Source organism: Coleofasciculus sp. F4-SAH-05 (assembly GCF_040222985.1).
GTDB lineage: Bacteria > Cyanobacteriota > Cyanobacteriia > Cyanobacteriales > Coleofasciculaceae > Coleofasciculus > Coleofasciculus chthonoplastes.
The window spans coordinates 1-24608 of the sequence record NZ_JAVKBY010000127.1; the positions used below are offsets into that span (position 1 = coordinate 1).

The following is a 24608-nucleotide window of genomic DNA, read 5'->3' on the forward strand; positions in this document are numbered from 1 at the left end:
GCCAAAAAAGCGAAGAATCCTTAGTCCTCCCCCGTGCCAAAAAAGCGAAGCATCCTTAGTCCTCCCCCGTGCCAAAAAAGCGAAGCATCCTTAGTCCTCCCCCGTGCCAAAAAAGCGAAGCATCCTTAGTCCTCCCCCCTCTTGTAGGGGGGAACGAGGGGGGTAGGGGGGAACGAGGGGGGTCCGGAGTTGGGGTTAGGGGATGAGGGGGAAATGTCGAGGAGTAAATAGACACAGCTTAAAACCTTGCCAGCATTAGTTTTCGCCTTAAGTTGACACCAATGCACGTCTATGCACCCCTACGATTGATGTATTAACAATAGAATAAATGTTGTATCATTTTATTAATACATAAGCCCCCAATGATTAAGAATAAGCGAAACTATCTAAAATAGCACGAAAAAGATTGTCCATTATGAAATCGTCTGGGTTGGTTTTCCGCTGCTTGTTTACTCTTGTGTCTCTATGCCAAGCGATTCTCTGTGGAGTTGCGGCACTAATTGGAGATTCCGCCGCCCTAGCCCAATCCATCACCCCAGCCGCAGACGGTACGGGTACAAATGTTACACAAAATGGTATCCAATATAATATTGACGGTGGCAGTGTTTCTGGAGAGGGGAGTAATTTATTCCATAGTTTTGAGCAGTTTGGCTTAGATGCGAACCAAATTGCCAATTTTCTGGCAAATCCTAACCTGGAAAATATTCTCAGTCGCGTCACGGGGGGAAATGCGTCGATTATTAACGGTTTGATTCAGGTGACTGGGGGAACGCCTAATTTATATTTAATGAATCCGGCGGGAATTATTTTTGGGGAAGGTGCGAGTTTAAACGTTCCCGCTGATTTTACCGCTACAACCGCCACAGGGATTGGATTTGAGAATAACAGTTGGTTTAATGCCAGTGGTGCGAATAACTATCAGACGTTAATTGGCACACCCAATCAGTTTTCTTTTAACGTATCCCAACCTGGAACTATTGTTAATGCTGGTGATTTATCCGTATCACCCGGGCAAACTATCACCTTACTCGGCGGTACTGTAATCAATACGGGAACAATCACAGCGACAGGAGGAACCGTTACCGTTGCAGCGGTTCCGGGTTCCAATTTAGTCAAGATATCTCAGCCAGGAAAATTACTATCCTTAGAAATTGAACAACCCACGAATGGTATGGGAGAACCCTTACCCGTTACCCCTCTAGATTTACCTGAGTTGTTAACCGGTAAGGAGGATGTTGAGACTAGGCTTGATGTAACGCGATCGGGAGAGGTTAAATTAGCCGATACTGGGGTCATTTTACCGCAGGAGACAGGGGTTGCGATCGTTTCTGGCACAATTGATGTTTCTTCTGTAGAACCTGTAGGGGCGCACCGACGTGCGCCCTCATCAGCAACTGGCGGTGAAATTAATGTTATTGGCAATAAAGTTGGTTTAATTTCTGCCAATATAGACGCTTATGGGATGAATGGTGGAGGCAATGTTCGCATTGGTGGCGGGTATCAAGGGAAAGATTTTGTGCCAAATGCCTCTCGCACGTTTGTAAGTAGTGACTCCGTGATTCATGCTGATGCTTTAACAGAAGGGGATGGGGGTAAAGTCATTGTTTGGGCAGATGATACGACTGGATTCTATGGAAACATTAGTGCTCGTGGTGGCAATAATACTGGAGATGGTGGATTGGTTGAAGTTTCAGGGAAGCAAAACCTGCTATTTCAAGGCTTTGTAGATACCAGTGCTGTTAATGGTAACCTAGGTACGCTACTCCTTGATCCAGTTAATCTGACTATCGTTAACGGTAGCGCTGGAGCGGATGATGCTCAACTGAATTTAGGTGTACCCGTAGGATCTTCCCTAGGTGAGATTCTATCAGGAGATGGTTTACCTAACAATTTCACCATTTCTGAAACGGCTTTAGAGACTTTACCTGCTACAACTAATGTAGTTTTGGAAGCAACAAACAATATCACCATTAATGATTTAGATGACAATTCTTTAACTTTTGGCTTTGGCTCTGGCAGCTCAATTCAGTTCATAGCTGACTCGGATGAAGACGGAATTGGTAACTTTTCAATGAATACTGGAGATACCATCAGGGCTGAATCTAGGGATATTATCATTTCGGCTGGAGGAAGTGTAACTTTAGGTGAGATTAGTACCTTTGTCAACTCTAGTGATAACGGAGGTGATATCAGTATCACCTCCGCCAACGGGAGCATCAGTGCTGAGACACTCGAAGCTCGTTCCTCAGATGGTAATGGTGGGGAAATTACCCTCAATGCTGATGGTGATATCACGGTGACAGACTCTATCTTTTCTCTGGCAGTGTTTGGTAATGGCAACGGTGGAGCCATTACAATTAACAGTATCAATGGTGGAGTTAATTTAGAGCGTGTCAACTCTAGCACCGGTGGTGGTATTGGCGGATATGTTACTATCTCTGCTGCGGATGACATTATCATCGATGATTTTGGTGATGCTCCTTTAAATACTGCAGCTTCTACCAGTGGATCTGGGGGAAATGTAACAATTAGCAGTAGTAATGGAAATATTTGGATTCCAGATGGTATAGATACTACGGGGGGCAATAACGGGGGGGGAGGCGACAAGGGTGGCAATATCAACCTTAATGCTGCTGGGAATATTTTAGTAACGAGTGATATAAACGCTATTGGTGGTTTTGGTACAGGAGGTACTGTTAATTTCAGGAGTAATAATGGTACGATCGCTGTTCAAGGTGACATCAGTGTCACTGGTGCGGATAATGATGGTGGCGATGTTACCCTGTATGCTGAGGATAATATTGATATCTTTCAAATCAACACCGGTAGTTATTATAATGGCGGAGCGATTACGATTATAAGTAATAGCGGTGGTATTCAAACCGCTGATATCCGATCTTCTGGTTCACCTTATAGCGGTGCTGGTGGCGCGATTAACCTAACAGCAACAGAGGAGATTAACACAGGTCAGATTGACTCAACTGGTATATTGGGTGGTGTAATCTCCATAAGTACGAATGGTAATATTAATACAGGTCAAATCGACTCTTTTGGTGAAAGTTTCTTTGGCACAGAGGATGCAGTAGGTGGAACAATTGACCTAACTAGCAACAATGGTGCAATTACTGTTCAAGGATTAAATGCTTCGGCGAGTACTGATGAAGGTACAGCAATTGCAGGTGATATCACTGTTATTGCTGGTGTCAGTGCTACTATAGGTGATGCAATCAATGCCACTGATTCATCAGAGGGGGGAATGATTATTGTCACCAGCGATGAAATTAACATTGGTGCAACCAGTAACGGTGGAACGATTCGACTGGAACCGTTTACACCGGATCAAACAATTGTTATTGGCACCTCTGACAATAATACAACAGCATTAGATTTGACTGAAACAGAACTTGATAATTTAGTCAATGGTTTTAGCTCGATTACTATTGGTGGTGGGCAGGGAGATAACACATTCATTTTCAATAGTAATGGGTTTTTCTTTAATCTGACTGTTGACGGTGTGGGCGGCAACAACACAATTGAATCAGACAGCATTAATTATTGGGATATCAATGAAGATAATGGCGGCAATGCTAAGTTTTTAGGGGATGATATTATTGTCGAAAAAATACCTATATTTTTAAATATTCAGAATTTGGTTGGCAGCAATCAAGATGACTTATTTAGATTTATCAACAACGCGACAATTAGTGGCACAATTGATGGTGGAGAGGGTATGGACACCCTCAACTATTCCAGTAACAATAATCCGGTCACAGTAAATTTAGCGTCAATTGGTGCAGAAAGTATTGAGTCAGTTATTGGCAATACGGGTAGCACCTTAATTGGCACAGATACAGCAAATATGTGGAATGTTACAGCTAATGATGCTGGAACGGTTAATGGAACCTTGAGTTTTGTAGATTTTACTAACTTGAGTGGCGGTAATGCTAACGATACATTTCAATTGAATACTGGAGTCACGTTTAACGGAACCATCAACGGGGGTGGAGGAAACAATACAATAATTGCTAGTGACACCCAGAACACCTGGAATTTAACCAACTCTAATGCTGGCACTATTAATGGCAGTAACTTTACCGCAATTAATAACCTTACAGGGGGAAGTAATAACGACACATTTAGTTTTAATGATGGCGTTACCTTTACCGGAAACGTTGATGGCGGTGCAGGAACAGATACCCTAGACTACTCCGCTTATACCAGTCCCCTAACCGTCAATTTAGCCGCGTTGGGTGGGGTAAATATCGAACAAGTTCAAGGAACCGCTAACGCTACCAGTACCCTAGTTGCCAATAACACTGCCAATAATTGGACGATTACGAATAGCAATAGCGGCACGATTAATGGCACAATTACTTTCAATACTTTCTCAAATCTGACCGGAGGGAGTAATAATGATACATTTCAGTTTAATGAAAACGTTACATTTTCGGGAACCATTGACGGGGGTGGAGGAAACAATACAATAATTGCTAGCAATGCACCGAACACTTGGAATTTAACCAACTCTAATGCTGGCACTATTAATGGCAGTAACTTTACCGCAATTAACAACCTGACAGGGGGGAATAATAATGATACGTTTAGTTTCAATGATGGCGTAACCTTTACCGGAAACGTTGATGGCGGTGCAGGAACAGATACCCTAGACTATTCAGCCTATACCAGTCCCCTAACTGTAAACTTAGCCGCGTTGGGTGGGGTAAATATCGAACAAGTCCAAGGAACCGCAAATGCAACCAGTACCCTAATTGCTAATAACACCACTAACACTTGGACGATTACCGGAAGCAATAGCGGTACAGTTAACGGACTCACCTTTAGTGACTTTTCTAACTTGACAGGTGGAACCTTAGATGATACCTTCCAATTCAATAACCCGGCGACTATCAGCAGCACTATTAATGGAGGTGCAGGAAATCTTACCTTAATCGGCGATGAGCTTAATTTTACAGGCAATATCTCTGGAACCGGAACTTTAACCCTACAACCATTGACTCCAACCCAAGGGATTCAACTCGGAGGTGCGGATAGTGGTAGCACAAGTATTTTAGATTTAACCGCATCAGAACTGAATTCTCTACAAAATACATTTACCTCAATCACCATTGGGGGAACAACTAGCAGTGGTGCAATTACCCTAGCCGATGATATTACATTTCAAACCCCGGTTACATTACAAGCACCTGTGGGTTCAGGTTCCATCAATACCACCGCCGGAACCATCACCGGAGAGGGGAATGCGACGATTACCTTGCTGGCGAATCAAGATATTATTACCGATGACATTATCAATCGCGATCGCACTCTTACCATTACCAGCAACAATGGTGCGATTACTACAGGCAATCTTACCGTCGGTGCGCTAACACTGACAACCAGTGGCGGCGATATTTCGGTCAATAGTTCTAATCCTACCGTCTTGTCCGGTTCCGGCATTATTCAAACCCGTGGCGGAACCGTTACCCTCAACACAACTGATTTGAAAGGGGTTGGGGTTACCTTAAATACCAGTAACCCCACGGGAGATGGGGGGGATATATACCTTAACGCAAATTCGGGTAAATTGGCGATCGCAAATCTGAATAGTTCTGGATTGACGGGTGGCGATATTGTCATTCAAGCTGAATTAGAGATAACCACAGGTGCAATTAATACCAGTGGGAGTTCCGGTGATGGGGGTCATGTTACCCTTGACCCTATCGGCGATATTCAGGTAACTTCGATTAACGCTCAAGGTGGTGATAATGGTACAGGGGGTAACGTCGATATCACCGCAGGCAAATACTTCCGCGCCACAGACACCTTTACTGACCAAAATGGGATAGACGCCAGTATCTCCACGGCTGGTAGTAACGGTGGGGGAGATATTACCATTCGCCATGGAGGTGACGCACTCACACCCTTTAAAGTCGGTGATGCAGAAATTAATGGTACGGCTGGCGTTCTCACCAGTGGAGACATTAGTATTATCCCACTGCGTTCCTTTCCCCTGACTCACCGAGAAGGAAATATTGCAATTATTCGCGGTGATATTCCCACCAGTACCGTCGATGATCCCCCGATAAATCCGGTTAATATCACTCAACCCAATCAAGTTAACGAATCTGCCGAGGAAGATAGCATCTCAGACGAAAGTAGTCCAATCGCAGTCTTATCCACAACCAACACAACTACTCCAACCGCTGAAGCTGAACTGACTCAACAAGAAGGCGATTTCACGAATGCGTATGAAAGCCACTTAGGGATTAGTAATACCCAAACGGCTACGCCTGAACAAGTGCAAACGACACTGAGTCAAATTGAACAACAAACTGGCATAAAACCTGCCTTAATTTACGCCTTCTTTAAACCCCAAACCCCAACTACAGAAAAACCCAATCCTAAAGACAAAACCGAAATTATTTGGCAATTTAATCCTTCCACCCCTCAACGCCAACAACTTTCTAGTAACCCCAATCCTCAACCCAGTGACCAACTGGAACTCGTCCTAGTTACTGCCTCTGGAGACATCATTCGCCGTCCTGTTCCCGGTGCAACACGGGACAAAGTGATGCAACAAGTACAACAACTACGTCGCGCTGTCACCGATGTTCGCATTCCGCGTCCTTATAAAGAGTCGGCGAAACAACTTTATGATTGGTTAGTTTCCCCCATTGCAGAAGAGTTACAAGCTCAACAGATTAATAATCTCAGCTTTGTTATGGATAGTGGTTTACGTTCCCTCCCTATTGCCACACTTTATGACGGAAACCAATTTATTATCGAGAACTATAGCGTGGGATTAATGCCAAGTTTTAGCCTCACCGATACCCGTTATGTGGATATCCGAAATGCTACTATCTTAGCCATGGGCGCATCTAAATTTGAAGAACAAAACCCTTTACCTGCTGTCCCCAAAGAGTTATCGATTATTACCAATCAATTATGGTCAGGTACATCTTTTCTGAATCAAGATTTTACCCTAGAAAATCTTAAACAAGCCCGGGCTAGTCAACCTTTTGGCATTCTCCATCTAGCCACCCATGGGGAATTCAAACCCGGAAAACCGAGTAACTCCTATATTCAGTTTTGGCATACCCGATTAACCCTAGACAAATTGCGGGAATTAAAATTAGATAATCCCCCGATAGAACTAATGGTATTAAGTGCCTGTCGTTCAGCCTTAGGGGATGAGGAAGCAGAATTAGGATTTACCGGATTAGCGGTACAAGCTGGGGTAAAATCGGCATTGGGTAGTCTCTGGTATGTCAGTGATACTGGGACATTAGGACTGATGACCACATTTTATCAACAGTTAAAACAAGCCCCAATTAAAGCTGAAGCCTTGCGACAGGCACAAGTCGCAATGATTCAGGGAGAAGTTCGATTAGAAAAGGGTCAAATTGTGACGCAGAATGGTATCTTTCCCCTACCTCCCCAGTTAACTGAATTACCGGATCAGGAACTTACTCATCCTTATTATTGGAGTGCGTTTACTCTAGTGGGGAGTCCCTGGTAGTCTACCAGGTTTTGGGGGAACTTTTAATCGGAAATGGCTGATTGAGTTGAGTGGGTTTAAAGGGTGTGCGATCGCAGGATACTGATGGATCAGATTCTATCAAATCCGCCTTGATTACCCCCTGTTACCTTAGTCAGGGCGGGTTTAGTTGCATTGGGGTGAGGTCAAAAACGGTAATCGTGAAACCCGCCCCTACATCAATTTATCTTAGCCCCATTGTAGTGCGATCGCGTCTCCAGATCGGGATAATATCGGGATAATAAGGTGAGGAGATCGCAAACCTTGGGTGCATCCCTAAGACCAAAGCCAAAACCCCGATCATCCTCCCGTAGGGGCGACCCGCTTGATTTAATTGACAACACCACTCCATTTAATTAGGTCGGGTCGCCCTGTCCTAGCCCAGTTATTGAGGTTTAATGGATGTGCGATCGCGTCTCCAGATCGGGATAATATCGGGATAATAAGGTGAGGCGATCGCAAACCTTGGGTGCATCCCTAAGACCAAAGTCAAAACCCCGATCATCCTCCTGTAGGAATGACCCGCTTGATTTAATTGACAACACCACTCCATTTAATTAGGTCGGGTCGCCCTAAATCTCCAATCATCTGGAATCCTTCAGCAATAAATAGTACAGGTTTCCATTCCCGCCAATGACGCCAGCGCGATCGCCCGCCAAAACTCCTGTCCCCATAAAGATATCCACTCGTCCGGGTCCTTTAATCGCACTTCCTGTATCTTGATCTAGAACATAGCGACTCACCCACCGCGATTCCAGTTGTCCTTGAGCATTAGGATAGGGAATCCGAGTTTGAATCAACGCCAACGCCCCTGGAGGCATTAAAGATTTATCCGTAGCAATCGATCGCTCGGCTGTCACAGGCACACCTAGGCTTCCGGTAGCGGGTGCGCCATTGGTTTCTCGGAAGAAGACAAAACTTTGATTCCGAGGTAAATACTGATCCAGTTCACTGGGAAATTGACTGAAATAATCAAGTAACACGGGTAAGGTTAACCCTTCCAGAGGCAACTTGCCATCTTTGACCAATTCTCGCCCCACACTGGTGTAAGGATAATCAGTCTTCCCCGCATACCCAACACTCATCACACTCCCATCGGGCAATTGCAACCGGGCAGAACCCTGAACATGAATCAAAAACGCCTGGAGGCGATCGCGCAACCAGACGAGTTCTAACCCATTCAGGGGACTATTTTCACCAAACCCATCCACGCCTTCTAAATCAGCGCGAGTTGGGTGAGGGGTTTTCCAGGTATTAAAGTTTGTCGGTAAACGGTACAGGGGATAGCGATACTCGGCACTAGGGGTACGACTCGCTGCATAAATGGGTTCAAAGTACCCCGTAAATAAAACCGTTCCCTGATCATCATTTCCCACCGACTGATAAACCTCAAACTCGCGATTTACCGCCGCTTGCAGTTCAGCCGGGGAATTGGATGTGAGCAGAAGTTGACGAAATCGCACCAGAGAACGGCGCACTCGTTCCAAGGTTATTCCGGGGATGGAATAGTTTTGGTAGGCGGCGGCTGCTGTCGGCGTCGCCAGATAGCGCAGGCTATGGTCAATCGACTTAAGTAAGGCTTGCCGATCGCCAGGTTGTTCAGGAGTCCCCCAGAGTTGCTGATCAAACCCCAGTGAGTTCAGTGTCACCGATGAGGTATCGGGATTGATTCGTTCTAAGGGAACATCAGGAACAGCCAAACTACTGCCACTGAATAACAATATCCCTAAACTCAGGGAGAGACTCGTCAGTTGTTTTCTCATGCTTGTCCAAACTTTGACGTCGTATCATTAATCATTAGCCATTGGATGTTGTACCAATGACCAATGACAAAAGACTTCATCCTAAAATCGCTCGACGCTACCCCCGAAGATGGGTTCCACCCGAATCGCTAAAACGCTGGAAGGGCGTATCACCATATATTCGCCCTGAATATTTTTAATCGGGACGTTGATAAAGTCCTTAGACTCAGATTTGGGTACGAGTTCACCACTGTACCATTTCTGAAACTCTTGAATCGTGGTAAAACGCACCTCTTCCCGGTGACCGCCAGCCATAAGAATGTGAACGGCAAACTCATCTGGAGTTCTAGGCATAAAATTTTCTCCTCAATCCATCCCAATTATTATCTGTGACCATGAGGGATAAATCACGTCCATAAATTAAACCGTTGCAGTAATGTTTCTAATACCACAGGCAAGGTCTTTTGTAAATCCTCAGGTTGGCGAAATAATAGCTGCTGGTGCTGGGGAACATCAAAGGGAAACTGTCCCGGTAAATCGGGGCGTTCCATCTGTACCAGTAAAATTTGTTCGCGGCGCTTGCTGGTGAGGGCGTAACCGATTTCGACACAGACTTGGGGATTGGGAATCACCAGAGGTGTCTGTTCTCTGTCCACTTTCGCGATCGCGGTACCATCGGCGATAAACAGCAAACTCTTACGGATGTGGCGCATCTGGGTACTGCTGAGGCGCATCGGTTCACCCGCAGGGCGACGAGACTGTTCTAGGGTTAGGGGAATACGCGATCGCTGATTGAAGCCCTCTAGGGTATCATTGAGGCTATCCCGTAGCGCTTCACTGGCACGAGAGCATTCAGTTTGATGACTCAAAAAGATAATTGGCTCAAGTTGCGCCATTACCTCTTGCTTAGTGAAGTAAATCTCGTGGGAGATCAAATCAATATTAGAAATGGCGTAGCCACCGCTCCCTTCGATGTAAAACTCCACCGTTTCCCCATCCAGGTAGCGTCCAAACCATTCCGATTGTTTGACATCCTGACTATCGTCTAAGAAGTCAGCCCTTAACCCTGATTTGAGCAAGCTGTTTTTGCTCAACCGCAAATCGTGAGGGCGTTTCTCCAGTTCTCTAATTGGTTCGTAGTCCTGGAGATACCAGGCTTTCAGAGCAATGATTGCCATGCTGTGTGATCAAGGATTCCGCGCCTAACATTAAAATTCCCAGTTTTGGAATTTTAGCAGTAAGCGGAAATATCTTCACCACATTCATCGGCTAAATAGCACAACGCCCGGAAGCGTAATCCCACAACTTCCTCATAGAAGGGATTCAGCTTACACAAGGGGGGAATGTGAAACAGGGTATGCCCAAATAGTTTAATGTCGCGCTCGAAGGGACATTGGGCGGGGATCAGATGGCAGATCAAGTGCGCCAGTTGGGGATTATGGACTTCAAACCCATCAATCCACTGTTTCATCGGTTTGAGCAAATCGAACCCTTGTTTCGGTTGGGGGGGTTGGATTGGAGTTGAGGATGGCTGTTTTGGCTCAATCCAAACCCACTTCGTAAAAATCAGTTTCTTTGTTGTAAAATCAGATACACTCATAACTCTTTCCTGTGCTAGCAACAAACCAACTAAACTACTTGTTATCCACCTACAACTACTCTGGCATTTACACCGGATGAATGTCCGTAAAGGTTTAGTGAAGTTTCAACGCGAATTTTGCACGTTCTGTAAACTTCAGATGAGCAAAAGCTGGTGTATTCCAAGTGTTTCGGTTCTGTTGGTAATCACCCAGATATTAAGAAAACTGGGTTTTATCGGCTCAAATACCTACGTCAACTCCAACGTTAAGTAGCCCATTTAAAACAGAAGAAAGTCAGGATAATTTTGCTTCCAGTTTCGATAGTAACACTCAAATGCAAGCCTTGAGCGACCCTCTACAGGATACAGAGGATGTAAAAATAGGGGAAATTCAGTATCTCCTATCTGAAACCGAACCAAACCCACAGCTAGAACAAGCTATTTTACAAACGATGCCCGATTATGCGAAACGGGTTGAGCCGGATGACTATAGCCGCTACTACTATAACTTTGTTGATATTAATGGTGATAAACAGCCGGAAGCAATAGTTTATTTAGTGGGAAAATATACTTGTGGTTCGGGAGGCTGTAATACCTTGATTTTTACTCAAGATGGTCAAGATTATCGGTTAGTGACAGAAATGACTGTAAGTCCATCTCCTATCCTAGTGACTAATCAACGCACAAATGGATGGAATGATATAGTTTTCCCGTATTCTAAAATAGTGCGCCAGGGTGATGATTATACTCAAAAACTGTACTACGCACGAATGCAGTTTGATGGTCAGGCTTATCCTTCTAACCCGTCAGTAGCACCAGAGGTAGAACCTGGCAACACTCTAAATGGTATAGCTGTAATTACTGATGACATATCTGTTGATTCGGGTATTCTCTTGCGTCCTAATACTCAATTATCCAATCTAGCAATTAATGGTAATGGCGATGAATTATATGTTGATGATCGCTGTCTTCCTAACCAAACCCTCGACCGGATAGACAGCTTCCGCGTTACCTACACATCTGAGTTTATCGCTCAAGGTCAAAGGTATTGGCTATCAGCAGCAACCTATCAAGATGGTGCATCAATTTTTTGTATATCTCAACCCAATTTTGCCGAAGCGAAACCATTAAATACCAGTGAATTTGACTATCAATTTGTTGAGAATATCGTCAGGGATGAAAACAGCGATACTGTCTTTATTGTTACCATCAGGGAAGGACAAAATTATCCTGTACCCCTGACAGATTACAGATTGGATTTAAGTAACCCTGAAAGACCAGTAGTGACCCGAATTGGTACTCGATAGATAATATATAGCTGTAGTAGAGACGTTCCGGCGGAACGTCTCTACTAAATGATGTGTCCTAACCGCTATGGCGGTTGCTATATAAGACTTGATGGCATCCTATCAATATTGTAGAGACGTACCATGGTACGTCTCTACAGCCGGAATAATCTAAGAAGCCGCCTTAGCCGCTGTACGCTGGCGACGACGTCCTACCGTTTTCACAGGTGCTTCCTCTGGATTTTGCAGTAAGAATACTACGAGAGGACGACTTTGCAGTTCGCGACGAGTTAACCGTTCTAAATCCCCCTCAATTTTCTGTTGCAATCCTGTCCAGTCAACTTCTGGTTGTTTTTTGCCATCTAAGGATTTGGCAAAGTCTGTCCACTGCTCACTCAATGTCCGCTCAATCCGCTTAATTACTAACTGCTGGAGTAGGGATTTCTCCACACTAGCCACGACACCCCGCAGGTGAATTTCGGGTTGGGCAAGGAGTTTACCCTCCCAACTCACGGCGGCGGCGACAGTTACTACACCGTCTCCCGCTAACTGCTGACGTTCTTTGAGGACTTCATGATGCACGATACCGGAGCGATCAACTAACTCAATACCGGAGGGGACTTGACCGACAACACTAATGCTATTTTCGGTTAATTCTACCATATCGCCGTTATTGGTAATCACGATATTTTCCGCTGGGATACCCATCTTTTGCGCCATTTTGCCATGTTGGATCAACATCCGGTGTTCCCCGTGAACAGGCATGAAAAATTTGGGTCGGGTTAAGGCGAGCATTAGTTTATGATCTTCTTGAGCGCCATGACCGGAAACGTGAATTCCTTGATGGCGTCCATAGATAACATTTGCTCCTTGCATCATTAGGCGATCAATGGTATTGACAACCGCGATCGTATTACCGGGAATGGGATTCGCGGAGAAGACTACCGTGTCACCCTCTTGAATTTTCAGTTTCCGGTGTTCCCCTTTGGAAATACGGGTGAGAGCAGCTAAAGGTTCACCTTGAGATCCAGTGGTGAGAATTAATACTTTTTCTGGGGGTAAACTATTGGCGGCGTGGAGTGGCTCGAATAAGCTATCGGGACATTTTATATACCCCAGATTACGAGCTTGGGCAATAACATTGAGCATGGATCGACCGACAACAGACACTACGCGGTTTTGTTTTTGTGCCAGATCTAAGATCAGTTGCACTCGATGAACTGATGAGGCGAATGTGGTGACCAGTATTCGTCCCGGTGCTTGGGAGAAAATACGATCCAGATTGGGATAAACAGACGCTTCAGACGGGGTGTGTCCGGGAACTTCGGCATTGGTGGAATCGCTGAGGAGACAAAGGACACCTTTTTCCCCGTGTTCGGCTAATCGTTGAAAATCAAAGTATTCACCATCGACGGGGGTATGATCAACTTTGAAGTCTCCGGTGTGGACAACGACGCCAATGGGGGTGTGAATCGCTACGGTAAAACTATCGGCAATGGAGTGAGTGTTGCGAATATATTCAACCATAAAGTAAGAACCGATCCGCACCATGTCACGAGGACTCACGGAATTTAACTTGGTGCGATCGCTAACTCCAGCCTCCTCAAGTTTGCCTTTCAGCAGCGCCATCGCCAGTCTAGGTCCGTGAATGACGGGAATATCGAATTGCTTCAAGTGATAGGGAAGTCCACCAATATGATCTTCGTGACCATGAGTGACAATCATGCCCTTAATTTTATGGCGATTTTCTCGCAAATAGGTCATATCGGGTAGAACGATATTAACCCCGTGCATTTCATCATTGGGAAATCCTAATCCTGCATCCAAAAGGATAATTTCGTCGTTGAACTCGAAAATGCAGGTATTTTTGCCAATTTCATGCAGCCCACCTAAGGGAATAATTTTTAGAGCGGGTGAAGATTTTTTGCTAGTCAATTTGCCTCCTTTGAGAGTTCTATTACTCATTAATTACAACCTTAAACCTGAATTGAAAATTGCCATTTCTTAGGAAATATTTTCTGGGCGATAAACTTGTCTTATTTAATCTAGACTAACTCAACTTGGTCAGAAATGGTAGCTTTTCTTATTTGAGTTATCAGTGAACCTATCGGAAAGAAAAAACATAAGATGTGATCCATCATTAAGAACGGCTATAAAAATCCAGACAATAAAGAACACGAGGTTACCATTCAAAATGGTATCCTTGGCTCAATGCCTGCTGTCATTAATTCAACTTGATTCACAAGTTTTATTAAAAAACTGAGCTGGTTTCTAGAGTTTATCGATAAAAACTATGGAATCATCGATAAATTATCTCTCTAGCACCTCAATGGGCAAGGAGCAGATAATAGGCTACTTTAGCCCAAAAATCAAGAGTAGTTCATAGATAAATGTTTCGTTGTATTTATTTTACGGTAAATTTAACTCTCCTATACATCTACATCAACAACATGAATGGCAATTTAAAGTAAAGAAAGGTCTTGGAGAACCGTCTTGACTTGTTGTTCCAATTCCATCGGCAGCTCACTCAATGGTGGGCGCGTTGAACCGACGTCCCATCCTTGAAGTTTTAATGCAGCTTTGAGTGGAATAGGATTGGCAGTACAAAACAATACTTTAAATAACGGAAAAAGCTTTAAGTGAATGTCTCTGGCTAGGTCAGTTTGACCCGCTTGGAAAGCCTGGATCATCTGCCGGAGTTCTAGACCAACGAGATGGGAGGAAACACTGACGACTCCACTTGCCCCTAGTGCTAATAAGGCTAAGGTAAAGGAATCTTCTCCTGAGTAAATGGCAAAATCCGGTGGCGTCAGACGCCGTACTTGACTGCCTTGCTCGAAGCTACCACTCGCCTCTTTAATCGCTACAATATTGGGAATTTCCGCTAAACGGGCAACGGTTTCCGGTTGGAGGTTTTGACCCGTGCGACCCGGTACATTGTAGAGCATCACAGGCAAGTCAGGACTAGATTTTGCAACTGCCTGGAAATGATTATAGAGTCCCTCTTGTGGGGGTTTATTGTAATAGGGAACAACTTGTAATGAACCATCTACCCCTAGTTTAGCGACTTTTTGGGTGGCTGAGATCGCTTCTTGGGTAGAATTTGACCCTGTGCCAGCAATTACCTTGGCTTTTCCCGCCACCGCTTTCTGCACGACCTGAAATAACTGAGACTCTTCATCCCATGTCAGTGTCGGTGATTCACCCGTCGTACCACAGACGACAACGGTATCGGTACCCTGTTCCACTAAGTGAGCCGCTAATTTCTCAGCAACCTGATAATTCACACTGCCGTCTTCTTTAAACGGCGTAATCATTGCCGTTAATACACGTCCAAAATTGACCACCCTTATTTCACTCCTATTTGGTCGTTAGTCATTGGTCATTGGTCATTGGTCATTGGTCATTAGTCATTAGTCATTAGTCATTAGGGATAGAGCTAAAATCAACTCTGAACTAACGACAATAGAAACACAACAGCTTTGCCACAGGATAGAACAAAGAACATCAGACCAATGACAAATTAATAAGCGGTTCTCCAGTTGGCTAAAATTCTGTGCAAATCTCGGCATAACTATACCCATCCTTTCTGTGCATAGGTTTAACCTGATCAGGTTTACAGTAGCAACGTTTACCATTCACGCGAACCTCGATGCGTTTCTCGTTTTGAACGACAACGCGACCAACAACTCCGTCAAGGGTTCGAGCAATATCACCTGTTTTCCACGGTGTTTTGTACGATTGGCGCGGCTTGGAGCAGGGGAAGCCGAATTTATCCATCCGACATAGCCGACGAGTACCATGCCCCGTTGCTTTGACTTGCAAAATCTTTTGAGTCAAGAGATAAAGCGTTTCTGTTACGCCAACACAGGCAGCGTCCAGCCAATGTGTCTTGGGAAGCCCTAGCCGAGTACGGTTGTACTTAGTTTGTCCGCCTGTCCCGGTCGTTACAACAAGCCCAGTCCGAGATAACGTCTCGAACAGTTTCCAGCGCGTTGCGTTAACCGCCGCAGTATCTTTGAGAGGTGATGAAGCCTGTTTGAGGATACGAGAAACCAAGTCAGGTTTACCTTTAAGGAAGTCCCGAATATCCTTTGTTCCCTTTTTTATGTTGCACTTTTCACACGCCAAACATAGGTTGGAAACACGGTCTGTTCCACCCTTTGCTCGCGCCAGAATATGCTCAACCTGCAACGGAACATTTTCTTTCAAGCAATAGGTACACTTGCGTCCCCATTTCTCTAAAAGGTATTCACGGACTTCGTAGCCCGCAAGAGTTCCTTGCTGATACTCTGCGCCAGAAATCTCTGGGTTTTCCATTTGCTGAGTATCAAATCGAACTAACTCCTGTCTGATTTCAGCAATTGGAGCAAACCTTATGAGTCGCTTTACCCAAGTCTCAGTTGTTAGAACACGGTGCAACAGAGAAGGTGCTAACCAACCTTTAGGTCGTCTACGGTTGAGAAACCGAGCTTGGCGGTATCGAGTATTGCGCTGTCTCCGTCCTCTGCGAACAGCTTGGCGAGTTAACAGAGAGTCCTTAATCTGTTGCCCTCGATGTTCTAGTTCCATACCCCAAATCACCTCATCCCGGTTGCTCACAAGTGAAATTCCGGTTGTTTTGGAACCTGGGTCAATCTTAAGCGTGAGTGGATAGGTGACAATATTCTCTACCACTCGATTCATGATCAGTGTGAACGGGTAACGACGGAAGACGGCGGCTTTGCCTGCTTCCATCAGTTTCCGAGCGTGAGCGGGATGAATCGGATTCATCGGTTTTTTGTTGGCATCAATTAGAAAAACGTAGTTTGACATAATTGGTCGGTTTGACCAGTCCTTAAGTAATGTGTGCTTCGGGGATGTTAGAGTCTGGCTTGTTCGGGTTGAAACACTTGCTCTATAAACCTTTCGAGCATTCCTTAATCTCAACCGACAGAGAAGAGCGAACTAGCAAATTCGTAGGTGTCTTGACCGCTCTAACGTAGGTCTAATCCTGCCCCTGGTGGGTGAATCAATCTGTTTACACAGATTTAAGTAGGTTTAATTCACCCCATCATTGCTGTTGCTGGCTTTAACCAATTTCGTTCCACCAACAACTCGGCAATTTGTACCGCATTCAACGCTGCCCCTTTGCGAATTTGGTCACCACTCAACCAAATCTCTAATCCACTGGGATGAGACAAGTCTTGTCGAATTCGCCCCACCAGTACATCGTCCTTACCCGTAGCATCTATCGGCATAGGAAAATAATTTGCCTGCCAATCTTCCACCAGTTGCACTCCCGGCGCATTAGCCAGTAACTCCTTGGCTGTGGCGACAGACATGGGTTGAGCAAACTCTAGATTAATCGCTTCTGAGTGAGCTCGCAGCACCGGAACTCGAACACAAGTGGCGCTGATGCGGATCTGGGGATCATCGAAAATCTTACGGGTTTCATTGACCATTTTCATCTCTTCGGTGCAATATCCCTGATCATTCAAGGGAGAATTGTGTGGAAACAGGTTAAATGCCAAGGGGTAGGGAAAGCTTTCCGTTGGTGGCGTTTGCTCCTGCAAAATGGCTTTAGCTTGGGCTTTGAGTTCTTCCATCGCCCGTCTACCTGCACCGCTAGCTGATTGATAGGTAGCCACGACAATTCGTTGGACAGGTTGCACCTGATGCAGGGGCCAAACGGCTACTGCCATTAATATCGTCGTGCAGTTGGGATTGGCGATAATCCCTTTATGCTTCGCCGCCGCTTCCGGATTGACCTCGGGAATAACCAGGGGGACGTCAGGATTCATGCGAAAAGCGCTGGAATTGTCAACCACCACAGCTCCCTGCTCAACGGCTTTAGATGCCCAAGCTTTGGATGTTGACCCCCCAGCCGAGGCTAAAACCAAATCCACCTCTTTAAACGAATCCTCCCCCACGGCTTCCACCGGTAGGGATTCGCCTCGAAACTGGAGAGTCCGTCCCGCCGAACGGGGTGAGGCTAAAAGCTTTAAATGGGTAAGGGGAAAGTTACGGCTTTCTAATAATTCCAGTAACTCGGCGCCGACTGCACCCGTTGCGCCCAGTATAGCAACGCGAACTTGACTAGACAAATGATCTACCTCCAATTTTTTAACACATCGATTCTGTGGACAGTGACTTAAAGTAGCCAAAAAAACAATTAAATTTTCTTAAGCTTAAAACATTATTTAAGGGAAATATGTAATCTATATTCTGACAAAATCCATAAGATTTGCACAAATGCGATTCTTGTCTTGTGATAACACGACAGACCGATAGTCGCGCCAATTGAATGAGATATTACCGTTGGCTTGCCCTTAACGGGACAAATTAACGATAACAGTTCTCGTTCAGAGTTGATGAGTAGGCAGATCAATTCATATCCCGGCTTCTAGACGTAGTTGGCTACGTCTGCTAGAACAGGCGGTTCGAGTTCTCCTGGCTTCGACAGTGGAAACCTTTTGCCTAGCCTAACTGGTTTAGGGGTAGATTCGCTGCTGTAGACGCTCTGAATGTACTATCATCAGATACGGAAACCCCGCCCGACCGATTCAATCTATGTCTCTTTTATACCCTGAAACAATGACTAGAAATCAAAATAACTCGTTGTTTAGACTAGCATATCATGAGGTGTTTGGATTACCCTCTAAAAGAACTCGATGATCACAAACCTGTTGAATCATTCGTTATTCATCTCACGCTCTACTGTTGAGTGAGCGTGATGCGTCCCCCCGAAAGAGCTAAAATTCAGTTGTCTCCAAAACAAGCGTCAGTCAACAACCCACCGTTAAATCGGAGTACCGATTATAACGGGGGCTGGTAAGATAGCCCGAGTTGACCCGACTCAGGCAGGAATGCCTACGTTAGTGGCAAGTGTTTAAGTTCTTACCTACGGATGCGTAGCTAGTCTGTAGCTCTAAAACTCAAAAGTTAAACAGTCATCTGGGAGGCAGTGCTTTTGAGAAAGTACCGACCACTAACATTGTCTAAGCTAACATTACCGGAGTAATCCGAGTTGGTTTTGTAGGTTTCCCATCAAAAAACCTGCACTGTATTTCAGTTGAAAAACCAATCAGTTATGGATATATTGCCTAGACCACTTGTATCGAGCGGAGTCGAGATCTGCCCCCCGTTTCCTCCCACCACCAAGCTGAGTACAGCTATGGTGGAGACCTCCACGGGGGAAGACAGATGAAAGTTACTCAGGAAAAACTCCCCAAGAGCCAACTCGGTCTGGAAATTGAAATTCCTGCCGAAACGACCAAGAAGGTCTACGAGAAGGTCGTGCAAAATCTTGCCCGCTCTGCCAACATTCCTGGGTTTCGCAAGGGAAAGGTACCGCGTCAAATTTTGCTCCAGCGTCTAGGTCCTGGACGGATCAAAGAAGCGGCGCTGGAAGATTTGGTACAAAATAGTTTACGGGACGCCCTGAGCCAAGAAACCATTGAGGCACTGGGCAACTACCAGCTAGTTTCCACCTTTGAAGAACTACTGAGTCAGTTCCAGCCGGGACAACCGTTAACCTTCTCGGCGTCGGTGGATGTGCCGCCAGACATCAATTTGGGAGACTACGGGAATCTCAGTGTTCAAGCTGAAGAAGTAAAACCCGATCCTGACGCGGTGGATAATTTTTTAGCAGAACGCCAGGTTCAGCACGCCACGCTGATTCCCGTCGAATCGCGCCCTGCCCAAATGGGTGATGTGACCGTTGTGGATTATAAAGGTCGTTTGACACCTGAGGGAGAGGAAGCCGTTGATATTTCTGGCGGTGAGGCGACTGACTTTCAGTTAGAACTCGAAGAAGGACGGTTTCTGGCTGACATTGTTCAAGGAATTGTGGGCATGACACCGGGGGAAACCAAAGAGGTGTCGGTGACATTTCCGGAGGATTATCCACGAGAGGATTTAGCCAACCAGAGTGCTGTCTTTACCCTTACCCTCAAAGAACTCAAGGAAAAAGAGTTACCGGAACTCGACGACGACTTCGCCCAAGACATTAGCGAAGAGGAAACCATCAGCGAATTGCGCGAATCCTTAGCCAAACAATTTACCGAAAAAGCTGAGCAAGACACCAAAACGAATAAGGAAAACGCTCTGCTCGAAGCGCTGGTGGCAAAAGTTGAGATTGACCTACCCGAAACCCTAATTGAGCGGGAAGTTCAAACGATATTAACCCAGACGGCGATCCAGATGGAAAACTATGGGATGGATCTGCAGAAAGTGTTCACAGCGGAAATGATGCCCCAACTGCGTCAGCGTTCCCGCCCTGATGCGATCGCACGGCTGCGCCAATCCCTTACCCTTGAGGAACTGGCGAAACGGGAATCCCTGACTGTGGATGATGAACAGATGGATGCCAAATGTCAGGAAGTGATGAAACAATTGGCAGGGCAAGATGTCGATCCACAACGCTTGCGGGAGTTCGTCAAGTCGGATTTGCTCAAAGAGAAAGCGGTTCAATGGTTGGAAGAACACGCTACCATTGAACTGGTTCCGGAAGGATCACTAGAGACCGAAGAAACAACGGAAGAAACAACGGATACACCGGAAACTGGCTCTGAGGCAAGTGAAGAGACCGCCGCTCAACCTGAAGCCACAGCTGATCAGGAAAGCGAGGAACCATCACCCACCCCTGATGCTTCTGAGCAAACGGCAACGAGCGAATAAACTTGGGGGTTGGGGAGTTAACCCAGAACAAGCAGGAGCGATCAGTCTTGGGCAAAAGATTTAATCGCTATCTTCAGCACTTATTGATGTTGCTAAGGCATAATGGTAACTAGAAGTTAACGTGGGTAACTCCCGCCCAAGGCTTCCGGAGAACATCTGTGTTCAAACCTGCCGGGAAAACCATTCACTTGTTGACACAAATACTTTAATCCTTGTTCTATGCTGCAATCCCAGTTCCCTGACTACTCATTTACAAGCTGCAGTTCCCCGGAAATTTACTCTGTTAGTACAAATAGTCATTCAAATTCAAGCAACATCGTCCCGATGGTGGTTGAACAGTCTGGCGTCGGGGAACGGGCGTTTGATATCTACTCGCGGCTGCTGCGGGAACGGATTGTGTTTCTGGGAACAAGAATCAATGATGTAGTGGCTGACTCGATCATTGCCCAGCTTTTGTATTTAGAAGCCGAAGATCCAACCAAGGATATCCAGCTTTACATTCACTCCCCCGGTGGTCCCATTCTCGGACTCGGGGGAGTGATTGCGGGAATGGCGATCTACGACACGATGCAACAGATTCGCCCCGATATTGTCACCATCTGTTTTGGTGCGGCGACGGATATGGGCGTGATTCTACTAACCGGGGGAACCCCTGGAAAACGTATGTCCCTGCCCAATGCCCGGATCATGATCAGTCAACCCCTAGGCGGTGCTCAAGGACAAGCCGTTGACATTGAAATCCAAGCGAAGGAAATTTTATATCATAAAAATCAGCTCAATGAGCTAATGGCGTATCATACGGGTCAACCTTATGAAAGAATCGCCACGGATACTGATCGCGACTTTTTTCTGTCAGCAGCGGAAGCCAAAGAGTATGGTTTAGTAGACCAAGTTATCTCGCGAGAAAATCTCAAGAGCGAAGCCACCGTCACTTCTATTAAGTAAGAGGCTCCTTATGTCTAAATACGACTCCCATCTAAAATGTTCATTTTGTGGCAAGTCTCAAGAGCAGGTTCGCAAGCTAATTGCGGGACCGGGAGTCTACATTTGCGACGAATGTGTAGATTTATGTAACGAAATTTTAGATGAGGAGTTGCTTGATTCCAGCGCTCCGGCTCCCCAGCAAGTCCCCCGCTCGGAACCCCCACAAAAACGTCGCACTCGGGCATCCGGTTTGTCACTGAATCAGATTCCTAAACCTCGGGAACTGAAAAACTATCTTGACGAACATGTCATCGGTCAGGACGATGCCAAAAAAGTCCTCTCCGTAGCAGTTTATAACCACTATAAGCGCCTAAGTTTTCTTGAAGCCAAGGCAAAGGGCAAAGCTGGGGCAGATGATCCGGTGGAACTGCAAAAGTCTAATATTTTGCTCCTCGGACCTACGGGTTGTGGTAAAACCTTACTGGCGCAAACCTTAGCGGCTGTACTTGATGTCCCCTTTGCCGTTGCCGATGCGACAACGCTGACGGAAGCGGGTTATGTGGGTGAAGATGTTGAGAACATCTTACTGCGGCTGTTGCAGGTAGCAGATTTGGATGTTGAAGAAGCACAACGGGGAATTATTTATATCGATGAAATTGATAAAATTGCCCGTAAGAGCGAAAACCCTTCGATTACGCGGGATGTTTCTGGGGAAGGGGTTCAGCAAGCGTTACTGAAGATGCTTGAGGGAACCGTTGCCAATGTGCCACCTCAGGGCGGACGCAAGCATCCCTATCAAGACTGCATTCAGATTGATACAGGCAATATATTATTCATTTGTGGTGGGGCTTTTGTCGGTTTAGAGAAGGTGATTGAACAGCGTTTTGGTAAGCGCTCAATCGGCTTTATTCAGCCGGGAGAAGGTCAGTCCAAAGAAAAACGGGCGGCGGATTTACTGCGGCATTTAGAACCCGATGACTTAGTGAAGTTCGGGATGATTCCGGAATTTATCGGTCGTATCCCCATCGCGGCGGTGGTTGATCCCTTGGATGAAGAAGCTCTGATCGCGATTTTGACCCAGCCGCGCAATGCTTTGGTGAAGCAATATCAGAAATTGTTGAAGATGGACAATGTGCAGCTTGGGTTTACCGAAGACTCGCTGCGAGCCATTGCACAGGAAGCCTATCGGCGGAAAACCGGAGCGCGAGCGCTGCGGGGTATTGTGGAAGAGTTGATGCTAGAGGTAATGTATGAATTACCCTCGCGCAAGGATGTGACTCGCTGTACGATTACGCGGGAAATGGTAGAGAAACGCTCGACAGCCGAACTGTTGCTGCATCCGTCATCCCTACCTAAACCAGAATCGGCATAAACTTTTATCAGTGGTGGTATCAAAACGAATCAAGAATGCCTCTAGTTAACGTTCGCGGCGTCGATCATTACTACGAGTGGATTGCTACGTCCCAGCCCTTGGATGAGAAGCCTGTCATGGTGTTCATTCATGGTTGGGGTGGTTCTGCTCGGTATTGGCAAAGTACGGCTGAAGCGCTGTCGGATCAGTTTAATTGTTTGCTTTACGATTTGCGCGGATTTGGGCGATCGCGACTTCCTGCAGAACCGGTTGGGTTACTCTATGAAATGGAGGACTATGCCGAAGATTTGGCGATATTGTTAGAGAAACTCACCCTCAAGCGCGTCTATATTAATGCTCATTCCCTGGGCGCGTCTGTGGCGACGATGTTTCTCAACCGCTATCCGGAGCAAGTGGAACGGGCTATTTTAACCTGTAGCGGTATTTTTGAATACGAGGAAAAATCCTTTGCCGCGTTTCATAAGTTTGGCGGTTATGTGGTAAAATATCGCCCCCGTTGGTTTTTACGCATTCCCTTTGCCGGGGCGTTGTTTATGGCACGATTTTTACATCGTCCCCTACCGGATACCATAAGTCGGGCATTTTTAGAAGATTTTATCATAGCGGATTATGATGCTGCATTGGGGACGATGTTAACGTCGGTGAGTAAGTATGCGGCGGAGGTAATGCCATCGGAATTTGCCCAGTTAACTGTACCAACGTTATTAGTGGCGGGGGAATATGATCAGATTATTCCATCGGTTTTGGGACAACGGGCAGCGGCGTTAAGTGAAAAGGTGGAGTATTGGGAAATTCCTGATACGGCTCATTTCCCGATGTTGGAAGCCCCGGATGTTTATCTTCAAGGGGTGCGGCAATTTTTAAAGTTAAGCCGATGACGATTTAAGGGCGTTGCGAAAGTCTTTGGCTGCCTCCAACCGAGAAGTCTGAGCCATCAACACGCAACGGGTGAGCAAGTCAATACTCAGCGTTGCCAGTTCGGGAATTTCGCTGCGGATAATTTTTTTGTACTGATTATTCCGTAGGCGATAGAGGCTAAATAAACCGTCTTGCCAAAACCAGACTTCTGGTACTCCTAATGCCTGATATCGCTTCAGTTTGTTAGTATCCCCACTGGTGACTACAACTTCGATAACGAGATCAGGAATGGGTTTGGATGAACCAAAACAGTAAGATTCATCGGCTTGAGCAGAAACGACTCCCTCTCGCTCTTGAGTCATGGAACCCGTGGGTTCAAATTCAATGGCGTTTTCTAGGCAAAATAACCCGATTAAAAAGCCGATGAGCCGACTAAACATTTCATGTTCGCGTCCCGGCATAATAATTTCAATCGTGCTGTTATAGTAAGCTAGTCGAATACCCGGAGAGTTGGCAAAACCAGCCTGAATTAGCTTGAAATTTTCCCAGGTAATGCTGGAATAGACAATACGTTGATCAGTCGAAGGTGGAGTAAGTAGGGAAGCTTGGGTCATAGACGTACTATCACCGGGCAAACATTGTATGATTT

Annotated in this window: 18 protein-coding genes; 6 read left to right on the forward strand and 12 right to left on the reverse strand. The window is 45.8% G+C overall.

The genetic code is table 11. The annotated features are described in order from the left end of the window. Positions 1 to 415 precede the first annotated feature (415 nt). A complete protein-coding gene (locus RIG27_RS15275) occupies positions 416 to 7519 on the forward strand; it encodes a CHAT domain-containing protein (protein ID WP_446346474.1) in 7104 nt (2367 codons plus the stop codon). Positions 7520 to 7716: 197 nt separating this feature from the next. Here RIG27_RS15275 and RIG27_RS15280 read toward each other — a convergent pair whose 3' ends face one another. The 6 genes from RIG27_RS15280 to RIG27_RS15305 all read right to left on the reverse strand — a co-directional run bounded on the left by RIG27_RS15280 (position 7717) and on the right by RIG27_RS15305 (position 10879). Continuing rightward, the gene (locus RIG27_RS15280) at positions 7717 to 7878 is read right to left on the reverse strand and encodes a hypothetical protein (RefSeq protein ID WP_446346476.1); all 162 of its coding nucleotides are present in this window, start codon (positions 7876 to 7878) and stop codon (positions 7717 to 7719) included. Positions 7879 to 7932: 54 nt separating this feature from the next. Continuing rightward, positions 7933 to 8079, reverse strand: a complete 147-nt coding sequence (locus RIG27_RS15285) for a hypothetical protein (protein ID WP_446346478.1) — start codon at positions 8077 to 8079, stop codon at positions 7933 to 7935. A gap of 42 nt (positions 8080 to 8121) precedes the next feature. Next, entirely contained in the window at positions 8122 to 9300 is a 1179-nt protein-coding gene (gene mltA, locus RIG27_RS15290) for a murein transglycosylase A (RefSeq protein WP_446346480.1), read from the reverse strand. Between the two features lie 81 nt (positions 9301 to 9381). Further along, on the reverse strand, positions 9382 to 9633 hold the full coding sequence (locus tag RIG27_RS15295) for a hypothetical protein (RefSeq protein WP_446346482.1): 252 nt from the start codon (positions 9631 to 9633) through the stop codon (positions 9382 to 9384). A 53-nt stretch (positions 9634 to 9686) separates the two neighbouring features. Next, positions 9687 to 10457, reverse strand: a complete 771-nt coding sequence (locus tag RIG27_RS15300; protein ID WP_446346484.1) for a hypothetical protein — start codon at positions 10455 to 10457, stop codon at positions 9687 to 9689. Positions 10458 to 10510: 53 nt separating this feature from the next. After that, positions 10511 to 10879 (reverse strand): Mo-dependent nitrogenase C-terminal domain-containing protein, encoded by a 369-nt coding sequence (locus RIG27_RS15305; protein WP_446346486.1) that lies wholly within the window; start codon positions 10877 to 10879, stop codon positions 10511 to 10513. Between the two features lie 314 nt (positions 10880 to 11193). On the opposite strand from RIG27_RS15305, the gene RIG27_RS15310 reads away from it, so the two are divergent. Beyond that, on the forward strand, positions 11194 to 12165 hold the full coding sequence (locus RIG27_RS15310) for a hypothetical protein (RefSeq protein ID WP_446346488.1): 972 nt from the start codon (positions 11194 to 11196) through the stop codon (positions 12163 to 12165). A 150-nt stretch (positions 12166 to 12315) separates the two neighbouring features. On the opposite strand, the gene RIG27_RS15315 is transcribed toward RIG27_RS15310, so the two are convergent. From RIG27_RS15315 to RIG27_RS15335, 5 genes are all read right to left on the reverse strand, one after another. Continuing rightward, the gene (locus RIG27_RS15315; protein WP_446346490.1) at positions 12316 to 14109 is read right to left on the reverse strand and encodes a ribonuclease J; all 1794 of its coding nucleotides are present in this window, start codon (positions 14107 to 14109) and stop codon (positions 12316 to 12318) included. Between the two features lie 497 nt (positions 14110 to 14606). Further along, positions 14607 to 15491 (reverse strand): 4-hydroxy-tetrahydrodipicolinate synthase, encoded by an 885-nt coding sequence (gene dapA, locus RIG27_RS15320; RefSeq protein WP_446346492.1) that lies wholly within the window; start codon positions 15489 to 15491, stop codon positions 14607 to 14609. Positions 15492 to 15557: 66 nt separating this feature from the next. After that, a complete protein-coding gene (locus tag RIG27_RS15325) occupies positions 15558 to 15716 on the reverse strand; it encodes a hypothetical protein (protein WP_446346494.1) in 159 nt (52 codons plus the stop codon). Beyond that, positions 15691 to 16959 carry an RNA-guided endonuclease IscB gene (gene iscB, locus RIG27_RS15330; protein ID WP_446346496.1) on the reverse strand — a complete coding sequence of 423 codons (1269 nt, stop codon included), beginning with the start codon at positions 16957 to 16959 and terminating at the stop codon, positions 15691 to 15693. The genes RIG27_RS15325 and iscB overlap by 26 nt, the downstream gene beginning before the upstream one ends. 230 nt (positions 16960 to 17189) lie before the next feature. Continuing rightward, a complete protein-coding gene (locus RIG27_RS15335; RefSeq protein WP_446346498.1) occupies positions 17190 to 18230 on the reverse strand; it encodes an aspartate-semialdehyde dehydrogenase in 1041 nt (346 codons plus the stop codon). A gap of 1099 nt (positions 18231 to 19329) precedes the next feature. Between RIG27_RS15335 and tig the strand changes: the two genes are divergently transcribed. From tig to RIG27_RS15355, 4 genes are all read left to right on the forward strand, one after another. After that, positions 19330 to 20805: a trigger factor gene (gene tig / locus RIG27_RS15340; protein WP_446346500.1), complete on the forward strand. Its 1476-nt coding sequence runs from the start codon at positions 19330 to 19332 to the stop codon at positions 20803 to 20805. Between the two features lie 219 nt (positions 20806 to 21024). Next, complete coding sequence (gene clpP, locus RIG27_RS15345) at positions 21025 to 21750, forward strand: ATP-dependent Clp endopeptidase proteolytic subunit ClpP (RefSeq protein ID WP_446346502.1); 726 nt, start codon at positions 21025 to 21027, stop codon at positions 21748 to 21750. Between the two features lie 10 nt (positions 21751 to 21760). Beyond that, positions 21761 to 23101, forward strand: coding sequence for an ATP-dependent protease ATP-binding subunit ClpX (clpX, locus tag RIG27_RS15350; protein WP_446346504.1), 1341 nt, complete (start codon positions 21761 to 21763; stop codon positions 23099 to 23101). Positions 23102 to 23136: 35 nt separating this feature from the next. Beyond that, positions 23137 to 23979 carry an alpha/beta fold hydrolase gene (locus RIG27_RS15355; protein WP_446346506.1) on the forward strand — a complete coding sequence of 281 codons (843 nt, stop codon included), beginning with the start codon at positions 23137 to 23139 and terminating at the stop codon, positions 23977 to 23979. Here RIG27_RS15355 and RIG27_RS15360 read toward each other — a convergent pair. Beyond that, a complete protein-coding gene (locus RIG27_RS15360; protein ID WP_446346508.1) occupies positions 23968 to 24573 on the reverse strand; it encodes a Uma2 family endonuclease in 606 nt (201 codons plus the stop codon). The genes RIG27_RS15355 and RIG27_RS15360 overlap by 12 nt on opposite strands. Positions 24574 to 24608 lie beyond the last annotated feature (35 nt).